14 protein-coding genes are annotated in these 17410 nt (G+C 47.0%); 1 reads left to right on the forward strand and 13 read right to left on the reverse strand.

Translation table 11 applies throughout. The annotated features are described in order from the left end of the window. Positions 1 to 30 precede the first annotated feature (30 nt). From P22_RS03320 to asnB, 6 genes are all read right to left on the reverse strand, one after another. Positions 31 to 1278: a PTS galactitol transporter subunit IIC gene (locus tag P22_RS03320; RefSeq protein ID WP_054258816.1), complete on the reverse strand. Its 1248-nt coding sequence runs from the start codon at positions 1276 to 1278 to the stop codon at positions 31 to 33. A gap of 44 nt (positions 1279 to 1322) precedes the next feature. Further along, complete coding sequence (locus P22_RS03325; protein ID WP_054258817.1) at positions 1323 to 1607, reverse strand: PTS sugar transporter subunit IIB; 285 nt, start codon at positions 1605 to 1607, stop codon at positions 1323 to 1325. Between the two features lie 3 nt (positions 1608 to 1610). Beyond that, positions 1611 to 2087: a PTS sugar transporter subunit IIA gene (locus P22_RS03330; RefSeq protein ID WP_054258781.1), complete on the reverse strand. Its 477-nt coding sequence runs from the start codon at positions 2085 to 2087 to the stop codon at positions 1611 to 1613. Next, entirely contained in the window at positions 2074 to 5016 is a 2943-nt protein-coding gene (locus tag P22_RS03335; RefSeq protein ID WP_054258782.1) for a sigma 54-interacting transcriptional regulator, read from the reverse strand. Before P22_RS03335 ends, P22_RS03330 begins: the two co-directional genes overlap by 14 nt. A 407-nt stretch (positions 5017 to 5423) precedes the next feature. Next, positions 5424 to 5909, reverse strand: coding sequence for a hypothetical protein (locus tag P22_RS03340; protein WP_054258783.1), 486 nt, complete (start codon positions 5907 to 5909; stop codon positions 5424 to 5426). 77 nt (positions 5910 to 5986) lie between these two features. Then, on the reverse strand, positions 5987 to 7831 hold the full coding sequence (gene asnB / locus P22_RS03345; RefSeq protein ID WP_054258784.1) for an asparagine synthase (glutamine-hydrolyzing): 1845 nt from the start codon (positions 7829 to 7831) through the stop codon (positions 5987 to 5989). Between the two features lie 272 nt (positions 7832 to 8103). Between asnB and P22_RS03350 the strand changes: the two genes are divergently transcribed. Further along, positions 8104 to 8439 carry a cupin domain-containing protein gene (locus tag P22_RS03350; protein ID WP_054258785.1) on the forward strand — a complete coding sequence of 112 codons (336 nt, stop codon included), beginning with the start codon at positions 8104 to 8106 and terminating at the stop codon, positions 8437 to 8439. Positions 8440 to 8607: 168 nt separating this feature from the next. Here the strand turns inward: P22_RS03350 and P22_RS03355 are convergent, their stop codons facing one another. From P22_RS03355 to P22_RS03385, 7 genes are all read right to left on the reverse strand, one after another. Next, positions 8608 to 9921 (reverse strand): MFS transporter, encoded by a 1314-nt coding sequence (locus P22_RS03355; protein ID WP_156318837.1) that lies wholly within the window; start codon positions 9919 to 9921, stop codon positions 8608 to 8610. A gap of 285 nt (positions 9922 to 10206) precedes the next feature. Further along, positions 10207 to 11559, reverse strand: coding sequence for an MFS transporter (locus P22_RS03360; RefSeq protein WP_054258786.1), 1353 nt, complete (start codon positions 11557 to 11559; stop codon positions 10207 to 10209). A gap of 52 nt (positions 11560 to 11611) precedes the next feature. Beyond that, positions 11612 to 12487 (reverse strand): 4-hydroxy-tetrahydrodipicolinate synthase, encoded by an 876-nt coding sequence (gene dapA / locus P22_RS03365; RefSeq protein ID WP_054258787.1) that lies wholly within the window; start codon positions 12485 to 12487, stop codon positions 11612 to 11614. A 78-nt stretch (positions 12488 to 12565) separates the two neighbouring features. Beyond that, the gene (locus tag P22_RS03370) at positions 12566 to 13726 is read right to left on the reverse strand and encodes an iron-containing alcohol dehydrogenase (RefSeq protein ID WP_054258788.1); all 1161 of its coding nucleotides are present in this window, start codon (positions 13724 to 13726) and stop codon (positions 12566 to 12568) included. Between the two features lie 60 nt (positions 13727 to 13786). Beyond that, positions 13787 to 14764, reverse strand: coding sequence for a hydroxyacid dehydrogenase (locus tag P22_RS03375; RefSeq protein WP_054258789.1), 978 nt, complete (start codon positions 14762 to 14764; stop codon positions 13787 to 13789). 143 nt (positions 14765 to 14907) lie between these two features. Next, entirely contained in the window at positions 14908 to 15921 is a 1014-nt protein-coding gene (pdxA, locus tag P22_RS03380; protein WP_054258790.1) for a 4-hydroxythreonine-4-phosphate dehydrogenase PdxA, read from the reverse strand. Continuing rightward, on the reverse strand, positions 15918 to 17285 hold the full coding sequence (locus P22_RS03385; protein ID WP_054258819.1) for a four-carbon acid sugar kinase family protein: 1368 nt from the start codon (positions 17283 to 17285) through the stop codon (positions 15918 to 15920). Before P22_RS03385 ends, pdxA begins: the two co-directional genes overlap by 4 nt. Positions 17286 to 17410 lie beyond the last annotated feature (125 nt).

Below are 17410 nucleotides of genomic sequence, written 5' to 3' on the forward strand. Positions count from 1 at the left end.
GCCCAACAGAAAGCTTATTCAATTCAGCTATTAATTAAACAAAGCAAATAATTTATAAATCACCCAGTGAATCAGGTTACCACCTTGGTCGATACTGGAGATAAGATTGGTTCCTTCCGGCATTTTGAAGTGTGCGTCCACAGCCATCTGGGTATGGAATACGGCCACGTCGGTTGCCATGTACAGCGACATTGCCAGCACAACCGTACCGGCCAGCACGGAGTGAACGATATTGCCCCGGGCGGCACCGACGATGAAGGCTACGACAAACGGAATAGTGGCCAAGTCACCGAAGGGCAGCACTTTGTTGCCGGGAAGAATAACGGCCAGGAAGATGGTAATCGGAACCAGGATTAGTGCCGTAGCGATAACGGACGGATGACCGATAGCAACCGCAGCGTCCAGACCGATATATACGTCGGTTCCGCCAAATTTCTTATTCAAGAATTCGCGGGCCGACTCCGAGATGGGAATAAGACCTTCCATCAGGATTTTTACCATTCTCGGCATCAGGAACATTACAGCCCCCATGGCTACGCCCACTTTAACGATTTTGCCTGCATCATAGCCGGCCAAGGCCCCAAGTATGCAACCCAGGATTAACCCCATGAAAATCGGTTCACCGAAGATACCGAAGCGTTTTTGAATTGTATCCGGATCAGCATGCAAATCCTTAATTCCAGGAATCTTCTGAATCAGCCAAACCAGCGGAATACCAATCGGTGCGTAAGAAACTGTACTTCCTGTAGGAGTAGAAATACCAGGCAACTCAAAATAATTTTCCAGCAGAGGAGCAGTCCAGTCGGCAATTTTCAGAACGATAATTTCGAAAATAACTGCTGCAATCAGCGCCTGTACCAGGCTGCCGCCGCTTAAGGAATAAACGAATGCACCAATAAAGGTAAAATGCCAGTAGTTCCAAATATCAATATCCATTGTCTTCGTTAGCTTTGTTACCAGCAAAAGTACGTTAACAAGCAAACCAACAGGCAGAACCAGCGCTGCTACCGGTGATGCCCAGGCGATACTGGCGGCACCCGGCCAGCCGATATCAATGACATTCAGACCGATGCCAAAGCGCTGTACCATCCCCTGCGCGGCCGGCGCCAGGTTGGAAACCAGCAGGTCAACTACCATGAATACACCGGTAAAACCAACACCAATAATAAGACCTGAACGGAAAGATCTACCGGGTGTCTGCCCGAACAGCATGCCCAGTAAGAAGACGGCCACCGGTAGAATAACGGTAGGGCCTAAGCCTAAAAACGCCTGAAACATAGGAATTAAATTTTCCACTGCAATCCCTCCATCTATTTATTCTATTATTTCTTTAACTCTTCCAGTATCTGGGCTTTTACAGCATCCAGACCAATGCCAGTTAAAAAGGCCCTGGCATTAATGACCGGGAACGGGTATTCCTGTTTAACAATGGTGGTGGTAACCAGAAGCGACGCACGGTCAACATATCCGGGGACTTCCGTGATTTTGCACTGTACAACTTCCACATCCAGTTTGTTGTCTTTCGCAATTTTGTTAACTGCTTCGGATACGACTGTCGAAGTTGCGATACCGGTACCACAGGCAACCAATACTACTTTTTTAGCCATCAATTATTCACCTCCTTCCAAGCCTAACTTTGCGCTGACGATTTCTTTTATTTTTGCCTTGGAAGCAGCATTTGCCAGCGTAGTTAACGCTTCTTCATCCTGGAAAATCTGCATAAGTTTTTGCAGCAATTCCAATTGCGCATGAGCTTCTTTCATGGCCAGCATAAATACCAGTTTAACAGGCACATTGCTGTCTTCTTCGCCCATGATGCAAAAATCCACGGTGTTTTTTAAAACACCCACACTGATAGAGGCCTGATTCACATGCTCAATATCGGTATGCGGTATAGCCACGCCTACGCTGGACGTAGGCAATCCGGTAGCAAAATTCTTCTCTCTTTCTTTAATAGCCTGTTTATAGCTTTCTTTTACCATACCCTGTTTGCAAAGGTTATCGGCTAAACAGTCCAACACTTCCATGTTAGTATTTGCTTCCACATCTGTTAATATTAACGCTTCTGTAAAATTAATCTTGCTCATTTAATAAGACCTCCCTAATTTCCTGTTCACTTTGTGCTTGTTCCAGTTGTGCGACAATGTTGTCATTTTTAAATGTATTGTATAAATACCGCACACCGTCCTTGCCGTTAATGTCGAGTGCCAGCAGACAGATAATGGATACGCTGCTTTCCTCGTCCCATTCAATAGGTTCCGGTGTTTTGGCTATCACAACTACAGAGTGGTTTACATAGCTGCTGTCGGCGTGAGGCAGGGCCACTTTTTGCCTGATTACATAGCTGCCCATATTCTCCCGTTCCAATACAGCTTCATAATATCCGGCATTCACATAGCCTTCACTGATAATGCCGTCACACAGGAGGCGAAGCAGCTCCTGTTTATTCTTTCCCGCAGGCGCCATGATTATTTTAGCTTCACGCACCACATTGGGAATCAATTTGTGATAATCGCTAATTAAACTGAACTTACTGCCATGATCCAGCAGGTTGATGATCTGCTCTTTTCCGTTGTTATTCAGCAGATCCTCCATGGAAACATAGGGGATACCATAATATTTCGGATCAATGCTGCCGATGATGGCAACAATTTCATACCGGTCCATGGTTTCCTGAATCTGCTTATAAAGATCGCGTCTGCCGATAACGCCCATGTGGATGAGATCGATTTCTTTTAATTTATCGCCCAGCATTTTTTTCAGCAAACGGCTGCAATGCAGGGCCATGCCCTCGCCGGTCAGACACAATGAGATAATGGCTTTTTTCCGCTTGGGAAGGTTTTGACTGACACGGGTTTTCTTAAAGGTATAATTCAAAGTCTCGATGGCATAAACCACATCGCGCAAATTGGCTCCCGGCAGGATACTGCGGCGAATGGCTTCAATCACCATAACCGTATCCACCCGGTCGACCGTTTCAACAGTGATGCCGGTCCGTTCATAAATCATTTCACCAAAGGTCAGCAGCGACCCCATATCCACCAGCAAAAGCACGCCTTTTCCCTCATCGGCGGTATGCACCACCGAAATCAAACGTTCCAGCACTTCATGGGGATTCTCATCGAGGTTCATTACCACAGCCTTGCCGTGATTCACATTCAGAAGCTTGTTGGCAATTTCCACCATACCGCTGCCGGCACTGCCGTGAGTTACCACTACGACGGCCACTTTGCCTTCATCTTCTTCTTTATTGCCATGTAAATACAGCGCAATAAAACCAACTTCATCTTCAGGCAATTCAAGGCCATAGTATTTTTTTATATAATCGACCATCGCCAATGCAACGGCATATTCCTCGCTGCATTTTATCTTGATTTCCTCCAGATTGGGATTTACAATCTCCCGCCCCTGTTTCATCCGGTTAAAGGTCGCATTTAAATGAATGGCTAAACAATAAAATATGGATGAATCCATTTTGCCCAGAGACGCTTCGGCAATTTTTAGAATTTCCTCCACCAGGGCAATGGTTTCGGTCCCCACCACTTTGGCAACCTCGTCGTGGGAAATCGGCGACAAGCTGCCTTTTACATGCTTAATCACATTCTGCAGTTTTTTTTCAATCTGGCTTCCCAGAATACGGCTGATTTCATGAGTGGTCAAACCCTGCTCCAGGTACTGCGAATAGGTTTTTTCGATATAGGCGTAAAACTCTTTGGAAAAACTGTAAATATCATTTTCAATGCCATCGGCAGCTTTGTTACGCTCCGGACTGAAGGTAAAATCCTGCCAGATCAGAGCATCAATTTCCTGGCGCTGGCTGTTGATTTTCATTAATCCTTTTTTTACGTGCACATTCAAATCCCGGACATCAATGTTGACACACTCATCTTTATCCATAACAAAAGCAAGAAAGCTTTTGGCACAGATCACCTGAATGTCGCTTTTAAGCTGTCCGATATTTCCCAGGCATTCATAAAGCAAAAAGGACTTCATTACATCCATGGAGACATGGATGGGCGCATTCATGCGGGTTGATTCATAGCCAAAAAAAGCTTTAATCAGCTTCAGCCGTTCATTGAGCGGCCGTTCCCGCAGGGAAGGCATTTCAATGATCATGGGAATACGCCGTTTGAATGTGGCCAGCAGATTGGTTTCAATATTCTCCGTTGTCGCCGCAATGAGCTGAACCTGCACTTCCCGTACAAATTCCGACTCACCCAGCCGGCGAAACCGCCCCTTATCCATCAGATGGAAGAGCATTTCCTGGCCTTCCGATGTCAGGCGGTGGACCTCATCCAAAAATAAAATACCGCCATGAGCCTGTTCAACCAGGCCCTTGCGGTCACTGGTCGCACCGGTATAAGCCCCCTTCACGCTGCCAAACAGGTGTGAAATTAATAACTGGGCATTGTCCGCATAGTCGGCGCAGTTAAAGACGATAAACGGTGAGTCGGGTGAAAGGCGTTTACTTTCCACTGCAAATTTATACATGGCTTCCGCCATTTCACTCTTACCCACGCCGGTTTCACCTAAAATCAGCGTGTGCAAACCGTTTGGCGGATATAACATGGCCGCTTTAGCCTGCTGCACCTGCATTTCCAAACTGCCATTTATCCCTATTAAATTGCCGAAGGCCGCATAACCAGTCTGCTCTTGTTCTTGCTGCGCCTCCGCCAGGGCACCGCGGTTATCCGCCGTCCTGAGCATATGTTCCGGTGTTTGCTCCCTGACTTCCTGTAAATATTTATCCAGCAAATAGCGCGAAACCTGATAACCTTCCTGTTTTAGAAGCTGGCTTAGCTCCCGGTAGGTGATGTGCCTGTGACTGGCGAGCAGGTTGCTGATTTCCTCGCAGATATACTTTTTTTTGCGTTCCCGGGAATCGGCAATATTCAACTCTTTCCTGAGTAAAGTCACATACTCCCGGCTTACGGACAGCCTTTCGCTCAACTCCATGTCAGTCAAAGGTTCTTTGCGATTTTCTTGCAAAACGATGTCGTGGAGTTTTTCTTTCACTTCCAGCCCTCCTGCCTTTTAATATTGCAAAAAGTATGCCAACATTTTGCTAAAATTGTTACAGAAGTCCGCAATCCCAGTATATTCAGCCTTCACATGACGAATCGCAAAAAAAACATTTACATTTTTCATACGTATCTTTACCTTTTTTGATAATTTTAATTACCTTTTTTTAAAATTCCTTTCATTCAATTACATTTTTTTATATTTCATTTGTGGGTTGGGGGATTTTGAAAAATTGTAACCAGCTTTAGCTTGTATAATTAGCTAAAAACAATCCAACTCCTCCGCCATATGTAAAATATTGTAATTTATTTTTTAAAAATTGTAATGCTATCATTCTGTCATTGTAAAAAAAGTAAAGAGACCCTAAAACCAAATATAGGTTTCAAGGTCTCTTTACTCTATTACCGCTGTTTCAAATTTACATCTTTTAATAACTGATTCAGCACCTGATATTTAGCATTCTGATAAATTTGGTCCAAGTCAACAATGTACCATTCCCCCTTGACCTTTTCCAGGCCCACAGGCGTAACCGAAACTTTTAGCGTACCCTGTTCCTGCAGCGTTGCGGCTACTACGGCATAATTATCTTGCGCAGCCACCTGCTGCAACGAAAGCAAGTTCGACTTTTTGAGTTGTTTAAGTCCCGCTTCCCCGGAGATAAACTTGGCTGCCGCCCGTGCGTTGTTCCTGGAAGAAGAAGAAACATACAGGCCCGCTTCCTCCATTTTGCCGGCTTTAGCCAGATTAAAAAAGGTATCCACTACTGCCGTGGAGGATAACCCTTTTACACGGCTCAGGTCCGATCCGCCGCCACAGCCGGCAATAACGGCTACCAGTAAAAATAAAGTAAGCGCGGCAAATACCCGTGTATACTTTCTGCTGTTCATGTTTCGTGACGCACCTTTCTCTGTTATTGGAGACATAACAAGTATATCATAATATTTTCTGGTCCGTCACATCCAGTTTATACCAAACTGACCTTATACTCTTTCAGCCAGGCATCCAATTGAATCAAATAAGCAAACAGCTGGGGCCCGGACATAAGCTGCCCAAACCACGGCATATGAAAGCCGTTATCGGCCTGCTGCACCATATTCCGGACGGTTTGTTCATTTACCAGGTACCGAAGTTCGGCTGACGATGTATCCAGTATCGCCAATACCTGTTGTTTGACCGCCTGTAAATAGGAAGGATTATGCGTTTTGGGATACGGACTCTTCTTCCGCCATAAAATATCGTCAGGCAGCAAACCGGTAAGCGACTGGCGCAGCAATCCTTTTTCACGGTTTTGGTGGTTTTTGAATTCCCATGGTACATTCCACACGTATTCGACAATACGGTGATCACAATAAGGCACACGGACTTCCAGGCCGAAAGCCATACTCATCCGGTCTTTCCGGTCAAGCAAAGTAGGCATCCAGCGAGTCAGGCTGAGATAAAAGATTTCCCGCATGCGGGCTGCATAGGGTTCTTCTCCCGGCAAACGCGGCACTTCCTGCAAAGCCTCATGATAACGTTCCGCCACATACTGCAGCGGCTTCAAGTTGGCTGTAACAGAAGGAGACAGCCATTCCAGCCGTATTTCGGGTTTCATGGACCAAGGGAAGGTATCGGCCTGAATCATGTCTTCCCGGCGGAACCAGGGGTAACCGCCAAAGACCTCATCGGCACATTCCCCGGACAGCGCCACCGTCGCCCCTTTTTTTATTTCCCGGCAGAACAGGTATAGCGAGGTATCCACATCGGCCATTCCCGGCAAGTCACGGGCCACCGTAGCCGCTGACAGGCTTCCCGCCAGTTCGGGAGTATCTAAGAGTACCCGGCGATGATCGGTTTCAAATTTCTCGGCCATCCGGACTACCCAGGGAGCATCGTCATTGGGCTGAAAACTGCTAGCCTGGAAATATTTGTCATTATCAAGATAATCCACCGAATAGGTATGCAGGGGATGTAAGCCGTTGGACCGGTATTCATTGGCGGCCATAGCCGTCAATGCGCTGGAATCCAGCCCTCCCGACAGGAAAGTGCAAACAGGCACATCGGCAACCAGCTGTCTTTTAACCGTATCTTCCAGTAATTCACGGACGGTACGGACAGTCGTGTCAAAATCATCGGTATGCGGCCGGCTTTCCAGCGACCAGTAACGCTGTATATGAATACCATTGCGATCATATCTCATGCAATATCCCGGTTTAAGTTCCTTAATCCCTTTAAAGACACCGTGCCCCGGGGTGCGTGCCGGACCAATCAGCAGGACTTCCGCCAAACCTTCGGCATCCACCTCCGGTTTTAACAGCGGATTGGCCAACAGGGCTTTAATCTCCGAACCGAAAAGAAAACTTTTAGCCCGTTCGCTGTAAAACAGCGGTTTCACCCCAATACGGTCCCGGGCCAAAAATAGTTGCTGTTCTTTTTCATCCCATACGCCAAAAGCAAAAATACCGTTAAGTTTTTCCACACAGCCCGGACCCCATTCCATATAGGCAGTCAGCAGCACTTCGGTATCGCAGTTGGTGGTAAACCCGTATCCCCTGCTTTCCAATTCACAGCGCAGTTCAAGCGTGTTATACAATTCACCGTTATACGTAATTACGTATGTATTGCCGCCACGCTTTCTCGTCATAGGCTGTGCACCGTTGGCCGGATCCACCACACTCAGGCGCCGATGGCCAAACGCCACATGATTGCGGATATACATACCTGCCGCATCAGGCCCCCGCGCCGCTAATGTTTTCGTCATAGCCGCCAGAACATCACGTTCCCGGGCCAAATCTTGTTCCCAGTCAACCCATCCGGTAATACCGCACACGAATTATCATCTCCTTGGATTGTCAATCTTTACTACCGGTTTTTTAAGGCTCCTATTTTATTCTTGCTATATCAATGAATGGTTTTCCCTTGTTTTGCCTGGGAGCGGCATTGCCGCCTCAAGCTATAAAATATATATATGTAGCCCCCTATTCATTTGACACACGCGCTCTTTTTTCCAGCCATTGTGATATCCGTCACGGTAATCTTCTGCAGTAAAGGATATACTAATACTAAACTAATCTGCGAGTTACTATACAAGGAGTGAATAGAATGGAAAAAAAGTTTATCAAAAATATCGAATTCGGCACCGCATTGCCCCTGGCTGATCTGGTCAGCTACCAGCCCGGCCAGGTTGTCAGCCTGACGCTGGTACAAAACCCGGCAACCAGCATGACTGTATTTGCCTTTGCCCAGGGAGAGGGCTTAAGCCCCCATTCGGCCCCCGGCGACGCCATGGTATACATCCTGGACGGAGAAGCCGAGATCACAATCGGTTCCACTACAACAACCGTTAAAACCGGAGAAACCATCGTTATGCCGGCCAATATTCCCCACGGGCTGGAGGCAATAGAAAAGTTTAAAATGCTGTTGATTGTAATAAAATGATGTCCACTGTTGTTCAGCCTTCGGAGCAACGAGGTAAAACAGGCACAGCCAACCAGGAGTTTCCACTCCATAGTTTGCTGTGCCTGTTACCTTTATAAACCTATATCATGCCAATCAATCCATTTTAAGTTTTATTATGACAGGATTAAATCCGGCAGCATGCTTCCATTACTCTGCCGTTTCCGTCTTTGCAGCATCAACCGGCCATTTGACCTCAATATGCTTTACCTTCCCCAGCAAGAATAGATAGTTCAAAATGCCAATAACCAAAAGCAGCGAAGAAAGGAGCAAAGCCATTGTAAATGAACCGGTAGCTTGCAAAATGGCACCGGTAACAATAGGACCGACCACTCCGCCCATATTAGAAACCGAATTTTGCAGTCCGGCAACCACCGAAGTCATATTTTTAGGTGCAACATCGCCGGGAAGTGCCCACACCTGGGAGGCAGCCACCGTAGTGCCGGACTTGGCAATACATAAAAGCACTACGGCGGTTATCGCCGACTCGGCAAAAGCAGCCAAGCCTATACAAGAAGCCATAAGCAGACCGCCAACCAAGAAGACCTTGCGCGTAGCAGTTAGCGAGAGCCATCCTTTGGCGTATACTTTATCGGATGCCCACCCCGCAGCTACTTCAACCACCATGGAGATTAACAGGGGCAACATGGCTGCAAAGCCCATAGCCAGCATTCCCATGCCCTTTTCTTTGACCAGATAAGTCGGGAGCCAGGTGATAAAAAAATAGGACGTATAATTAATCATAAAAAACCCGATGCACATGGCCCAAATATTTCTGTATTTTAAAAGTTCGTACCATTTCATCGGCTGTTCCTTGTCGAGACCTTCTTTCTTTATCTGCCCATCACGAATGTACTTCAGCTCAGCGCTATTGACACTGCTGTGCTCTTCGGGAATTTCCTTAAAATACAGGAACCAGATGATTGACCAGACAACTCCCGCCAAACCGATAATGACAAACGTCAGCTTCCAGCCAAACATCGCAATAAGCCAAACAATCAACGGCATGGCAACCGCTCCGCCAAACTTGGAACCACTGTCAAAAATTCCGCCAACCGTTGCCCGCTCTTTATCCGGAAACCATTTGGCGGAAATCCCGGCATTGCTTGGATAGGCAGCCGCCTCACCAATACCGAGGGCCACACGGAATCCCAATATGGATTTAAATCCGGTCGCCAATCCGGTTAAGGCTGTTGCTACCGACCACCAGGCAACGGCAAAGCCAAGCGTTATTTTCTGCCCAAGTTTGTCGGCAAACCAGCCCGCCGGAATCTGAAGCAGAGCATATGACCAAAAGAACCCCGACATGATAATCCCCATTTGACCTGGCGTTATATTAAAATCTTTGGTAATATAAGGTGCCGCGGCTGCAAGCACCGTCCGGTCAATATAATTAATGGCAATTGCCGTCCACATTAGCGCGGCAACAATCCAGCGTACATTTGTTTTTTTCTCTGCCAGCAAGACAATCCCTCCGCATTACATATTATTCAGTCTCTTGCCACTTCAGGGTTAGCAGATATTGCCTCAGCCCTACACTACAGCTGATAGATATTTGCAACTATTCAGAAAATAAATGGAAGGCCGCTAATTCTGCCCTTTCTATGGTTTGCTATATAAGGCAATAATTGATCACTGCTTTGTCGGAACTTGCGATAGCTATTCTCCTGAGCCGCCCTGTTAACACAAGGTGATTTCCCTATATTCTCCATAATTTAAAAATCTTCAACATCAAAATTATAACTAATATTACCTGGCTTTAACGGAATTTACAGAACAGAAATCAGAAGATTTTTGTTCATCAGCCTCTTTTTTGGTAAAACCGGCAGTGACCGGGGGTAGCAACATGGTAAGCAAAGCTCCCAGCAATAACATGCCGATTAAGCCGTAAAGCCCAATCATCATATTCCCGGAAAACGCCGTGAGCCATCCCACTAACGTCGGCCCTACAAAACCACCTAAATTGCCGAAGGAGTTAATAAAGCCCCTGGCCCCCCCGGCAATACCGGGTGGGAATAAAGAGGGAGCCATAGACCAGAACGGACTGTTCATTGATTTATTAAAAAATCCCGTTACAACTAAAAAGGAATAGGAAAGCCAGATATTATCTGCAGACAATACTGCCAGCAATAAGCAGCAGCCAAAGCCGCAAAACGAAACTGCCGTGTACATCCGGCGATTTCCCCTTCTGTCCGATAATACCCCAAACAGGTATAACCCTATTAAGGCGATAATGAAAGGAGGCGAAATCAAAAAGCCCACCGCAGTCAAATTGGTTTGGGTCAGCTTTTTTACCAGTGTGGGCAGCCAGATTGAATAACCATATTGTCCCGTATTGTGGCATAAATAGATTCCTGTCATTAACCATAGATTTTTATTGAAAAGCATTTGTTTATAAGAGAAGCTTTCCGTTCCCATTTGCTTTTTGAAACGGTTTTCCCGTTCCGCTTTCTCTTGCTGCAGTGTGGTAATTAAATATTCCCTTTCCTCTGCGCTAATCCATTTGGCATCCTTCGGATGTTCACTGATGAGCGGCATCCAGATAAATATCAAGGCTAACGAAATCATACCTTCAATATAAAATAACCAGCGCCAGTCAAAATTGGAAACGATCCAGCCGGATACCACATTCGTAAGAATGGCAGCAATCGGCAAGGACAGCATAAACATGGCATTAGCCCGCCCCAATTCTTTACTGGGAAACCAATTGGCAATAATAATAAGGATAGACGGGTATACACCACCTTCCGCAACTCCAAGCAGGAACCTCATTACCAGTAACTGCCATGAATTTTGTACGAATCCGGTTAACAGAGATATACCGCCCCAGGCAATAATCGTACACAAAATATACTTTTTGGCCATGCCGCGCTCGGCAATATGACCGGCCGGAATCTGGAGCACCAGGTATCCGAAAAAGAATATCCCAGCCGCCAGACCGGATATGGTCATTGATAGACCAAGAGCCTCGTTCATCCCTCCGGCCATTGCAAAACTGACATTCATCCGGTCCATATAAGCAATAAGGTTTATGATAATAGCTGGCGGGAGTATGTGAAACCATCGACCTTTGGGAATCTTCCTGACCATGACCTCACTCATTGTATCCCCTCCTAAGTCAGACTTTCAGACAATATTGCAATCCATTACTCTTTTACTTGTATAACTCAAAAGCTTTCAAAAGTGCCTCATCAATTTTAGGACTTGTACCACTGGCAGGTTCCCGCGCCGGACCTACGTTGTACCCTAACAGATTTAGAGCCCTTTTAACGACAGAGTTCGGATTGCCCATTTTCATAACATCCCGCAGCGGGCGGATACTGCTTTGCCGTTGGTTGGCTTCCTCAATATTCCCTTTTTCCCACAATGTATAGATGCTTACCAGTAACCCGGGATATACATTGGACCAACCGGCAATCGCCCCCTTGCCTCCGGCCAGCAACGTCCAGAGAATCAATGAATCGTTTCCTGCCAATACGGATAAGCGTCTGTCGGTATTCTCAATATACCGGAGCGTGTTATCAAAGTTACCGCTGCTATCTTTAATCCCAACAATATTTCCGTATTCTGCCAGCCGGCAAACCGTTGTATAATCGATATTGTTTCCCGTCCGTGCGGGCATATTGTAAAGCACAATCGGCAGACTGACAGCCTTTGCTACTGTGCTAAAATGCCGGTATAGATCCTCCTGTGAGACGGCAACAAAATAAGGAGAAACGATCGATAACGCATCGACCCCAATTTTTTCGGCTTTTTGCGACAATAGAATAGTTTCCCTGGTACTTACGCAGCCGGTACCGGCATAAACAGGAACTCTGCCATTAGTTTCCTCGACAACAATTTTTAACACTTCCATTTTTTCTTCTGTAGACAAAGCATATACTTCGCCGTTAGTTCCTAAAGCAAACAGCCCGTAAATTCCACTGTCGATTAAACGGTTCACTTGCAAACGCAATTCTTTTTCATTAATTTTTTCGTCATCGGTCATCGGTGTGACGATGGGACAAATGATTCCTTTTGGTTGTAACATGTTTTCGTTTCCTCCATTCTAAAGATCAAATATATTTTGCACCGGCCGGTGTCTAACTGCTTGATTCAGCGTAGCAGCTTACAACAGCTTTTCATAAATGGCCCTCATATCTTTTTTGGTTACCGCTTTAGGATTATTATCCAGCAAGCGGGTAACCTTCGCGGCGGCTTCCACCAGTTCATCCAGAACTTCTTCATTAATGCCTTTTGCCCGCAGATCACATTTAATCTCCAGATCGTTAACTAAAGCATACAAATTACCGATCATTTCCTCAGCCGCTTTTTTAGCGGTTTTGCCGGCAACATCAATACCCATCGCCATGGCAATATCCTTGAATTTTTCTTCGCAGACATTCAAATTGAACTTCATTACATCCGGCAGCAGGATTGCATTGGATAGGCCGTGTGGAATGTGGTATTTTCCGCCCAGCGGATATGACAGGGCGTGAACGGCAGTCGTGCTTGAAGTGGCGATTGAAACCCCGCCAAACATGGCACCTAGCAACATATCTTCACGAGCAGCCAGGTCGTGCCCGTCATGATAGGCCTTACGAATACTCCGGGAAATTAAACTGACCGCTTTTAAGGCAAAGGTATCACTGAAAGGATTAGCCTTTTTAGAAATGTAACATTCAATCGCATGACACAAGGCATCCATGCCGGTGTTGGCAGTAATATGTTTTGGCAGATTCACCGTCATTTCCGGATCTAAAATCACGCAGTCCGCCACCATCTTTTCGCTGACAATGCCCACCTTGAGCTCTTCTTCCGGCACCAATACAATGGCATTGGGCGTTGCTTCAGACCCTGTGCCTGCCGTAGTAGGAACCATCAACGTAGGTACGCCGCGTTTCTTTATTTGTACTTTGCCTTTAACCAATTCCCGTAAACCGATATCATTGGTAAGCAGCAAAGAAACAATTTTTGCCGTATCCATCGAGCTGCCGCCACCGATACCAATAACCATTTGACCTTTAAACTCCCTGGCAGCCTGGAAGATGGCCTGTACCTGGTCGACAGACGGTTCCGGCGGTGTATTATTGATTACACAAACCTGGATGCCGGCCTGTTCCAGTAATGCTTTCGGCTTATCCACCAAACCGGAATTCCACACCCCCTGATCGGTAATGATGATCACCTTACCGGCTTCATAAGCAGTGACGATATCTGTAATTTGCCGGACACTGCCTGCGCCGGCGACAATTTTCCCGATATTTAATAACGAATACAGGCTACTCATAATCCATCCCCCTCACTCTTTTATGATGAAAACCGTCCCTTCCTTCATACTGCAGTTTACCTATTGATTCCAGCGTGGGTGTTCATACGCTTGCGGATTGCATACATGCTGCCAGCGCCGTCCGTTCATTACCGCCACAACGCCCTCGGCAGCCATCGTCGCCACCCCGGAGGCAGCCTCTTTGGTTTGTCCCGCCATATGTGGCGAGACAATAATATTGTCATACTTAAACAACGGTTCATCAGCGGTTACAGGTTCATGGCTGAATACATCCACCGCCGCACTATGCAGCCGGTTCTCTTCCAGCGCTTTTGCCAATGCAGCCTCATCAATAATGCCCCCGCGCGAACAGTTAATTAAGACGGCACTGGATTTCATGGTTTTTAACTCCGCTTCGCCAATTAGATGTTTGGTTTTAGGTGTTAATGGCACATGCAAAGAAACCACATCCGCCTTCCGCAAAATCATACTCAAATCAGCGGCGTATTGAAACCCCTGCCCGGTAATCGCTTCCGGCTTGACATAGGGATCATAAACAATGATCTTCATACCGACTCCGGCTGCCATGCCGGCAAGAATGCTGCCAATCTTGCCATAACCAACCAGTCCTAGTGTTTTCCCAAATATCTCAAACGCTTTATAATTGCTTCTTATATTGAAATTGCCCTTACGGAGTTCCCTGTCACTATGCAACATATCTTTGGCGGCAGCAAACATAAAAGCAAAAGCATGCTCCGCTACCGAACGGGTATTGGCTCCCGGAGCAATCACCACCGGAATACCAAGCTCAGTGGCGGTTTCCACGTCAACATCGTCAACGCCAACTCCCGGCCGCCCGATGACCTTTAAATTTTTTGCGGCAAGCATCGTCTTTCTGTCGATGGATCCAATACGGATAATCAATCCCTCGGCATCCAAGAGTTCGGACAACATCGCCCGGGGATCGCCATTATTGGTGATAGCGACTTTTATATTGGCCTGTTCTAAAACAGCCATCCCATCGTCATGTAACCGATGTGTCAAAACCACTTTTTTCATATTCAGCACCCCTTGTATACAGGCAGGACTAGGTGTAGCCTGCGCTTTCCTTTTCAGTTATTCTCAGACGATTACTTTCTCGTCATATATACCATCAGATATCTGAACCATACTCTGGCTCTACATATGAAAAACCTCGTTTTTTAACGATCATTGAACAAACCGGCAAATTTGATTTTTGTCATTTGGGCCCCAAGCAGCAGAGATTCCGTCATGCTGCGGCTGTCCGCAACGCCCTGTCCGGCTATGGCAAAGGCCGTACCATGATCAACCGACGTCCGGATGCAGGGTAAGCCGACCGTCACATTGACCCCTGTTTCAAATCCCAGCAGTTTTACCGGAATATGCCCCTGATCGTGATACATGACTACGACAATATCGAACTCCTTTTTCACTGCAGCCTGATAAAATACCGTATCGGGCGGTACCGGGCCGGTAATATTCATGCCCATTCCCCTCGCCGCATCAATCGCCGGTGTAATCTCCAGTTCTTCTTCCCGGCCAAACAGGCCGCGTTCTCCTGAGTGCGGGTTCAGTCCGGCTACCGCTATCCGGGGAATTGGTTTGCCCATCATTTTAACCGCTTCATTGGCCAGCTTGATAACCCTGAGCACACGATCCTTCTTTATCAAAGAACTGACTTTATTCAACGCTACGTGCGTTGTCACGTGAATCACGGTAAGGGGCCCGCTGACAAGCATCATGGAATAATCTTTCTGTCCCGTCAAAGCTCCCAGGATTTCCGTATGTCCCGGGAAGTGCTTGCCCCCCAGATTTAGCGCCTCTTTATTCAAGGGTGCTGTAACAATGGCATGAATTTCCTGTTTCAGGGCATAGCCGACAGCTTTTTCAATGTACTCATAAGCCGCTTTTCCCGCCCTGGCATCCACCTGGGAAAAAGGCAGATCCACCGGTAAATTATCCAAATCAACCACATCGATTCTTCCAAAGCATTCACCCGCCGAACCCGGCTCCTGAACGGCCCGGCAGGTTAAACCGGCACCGACAATCCGCATTGCCCGCTCCATTATTTTTTTGTCGCCAAATACTACCGGTCTTGCAACCTCGTAAATTTTTTCATCCGCCAGTGCCTTTACAATGATTTCCGGTCCAATTCCTGCTGCATCCCCCATCGTTATACCCAATATCGGTTTCATGATTTGCTCCTCCCTGCGAATAATTCTGTTTTTTCATGCCCGGGACCCTTTACTGCGGCCTGTTCATACTGCCCATCACCCGCACTCCGCAGTTTCTGCAACGCCAGCACAAAAGAATCTTCACTCCCGAAGGCACCGGCTTTGGTAATCACCGGCAGGCCGTCACAACAGCCTCCGACCAGGCGGCCAAGCGGTATGCCTACGGCAACCTCTTCTACAATCTCTATCGCTTCAGCACCTAAAGACCGGCAAACATGTATGGCCGTATCACCTCCCGTAAGCACCATGCCTGCCAGCCGGCAGTCCGCCAGCTGGTTCGCAATATCTCCCAATGCAGCCGCTATTAACCCGCTGACCTCGGTATGGTTGAAACCCGCTTTTTCCGCCGCCCGGTCCATCGTCAGCAAATCGCTGTCAATACCCGAACTGGCAAGCACAACATCTTTGCCTTCCAGCAAAAACGCTCTGCCCTGTTTAATGCAACGCTTGATTTCCAGTTTGTTGTTCCTGAGCAGACCGGCCACATCCAGCTTGATTAATTTGGTGCCCGGCAATTGTAGCGCCGCCGTGATCTGGGCTTGCGTAATCCGGCTCACACTGCCGGCAATAACCAATACCGTCCCTTTTCCCAAAGCCGCGGTCTCTTTCCGGGGCTCCACAGCCCACTGATAAAAGTCGGCCAGCCGTTCCGCCAAACCTGCCGATCCCACCCATAACACGTGGGTGTAGGCTTTAGCGGCTTTGGCAATACTGCGTAAATGTTTATCCAAAACCGCATCGAAAACAACCCATTTCTTCCCCTGTTTTACACAGTTTTCAATGGCCTGCCCGATCGCTTGTTCTCCGTTCATAACTGTATGCAAAGGAACTAAACCAATCTTACGATCGGTCTGGCGTTGCAACAATTCGACAATCCGCGACTCCTTCACCGGACTTTTGGGGGCATAAGCAAACTCCGTTAACTCCAGCGGCATGCTCTCTACCAGTTGATAGCCGCCGACAGTAACACGGCGATTTTCCGGAAATGCCGGTGCTATCGCCACCAATTCCGGTTGAAAAACGGTGGCCGCCGCTTCAATTTCAGCACCGAGATTCCCCCGCAGTGTCGAATCTACTTTTTTATAAATGTGTTGTACATTCGCAGTTCGTAAAACCTCACAAGTTGCTTTCACCTTGCGGTAAGCTTCCTCCGGCGCCAGATCCCTGCTGTCCGTATCAATAACAAGGACTGCAGCGGTTTCCTGCAATAATTTTTTTTGATCAAAATCAATTCTTACGGAGCTTCGTACATTACGTTTGGCAAATTGCAGGGCCGTATCGTTTGCGCCGGTTATATCATCGGCAATTACTACAAGTTTTGTCATGACCTCACCTTCCCTTGGCAGCACCCGCTTCTTTAATAATGCAAATACCATGCCAACATGATAGAATCTGCTAAACCGGCTTTATTCCCTTAACCCATAAAAAATACGTTGCAAAATGCAACGTA

The organism is Propionispora sp. 2/2-37, assembly GCF_001298735.1.
GTDB lineage: Bacteria > Bacillota > Negativicutes > Propionisporales > Propionisporaceae > Propionispora.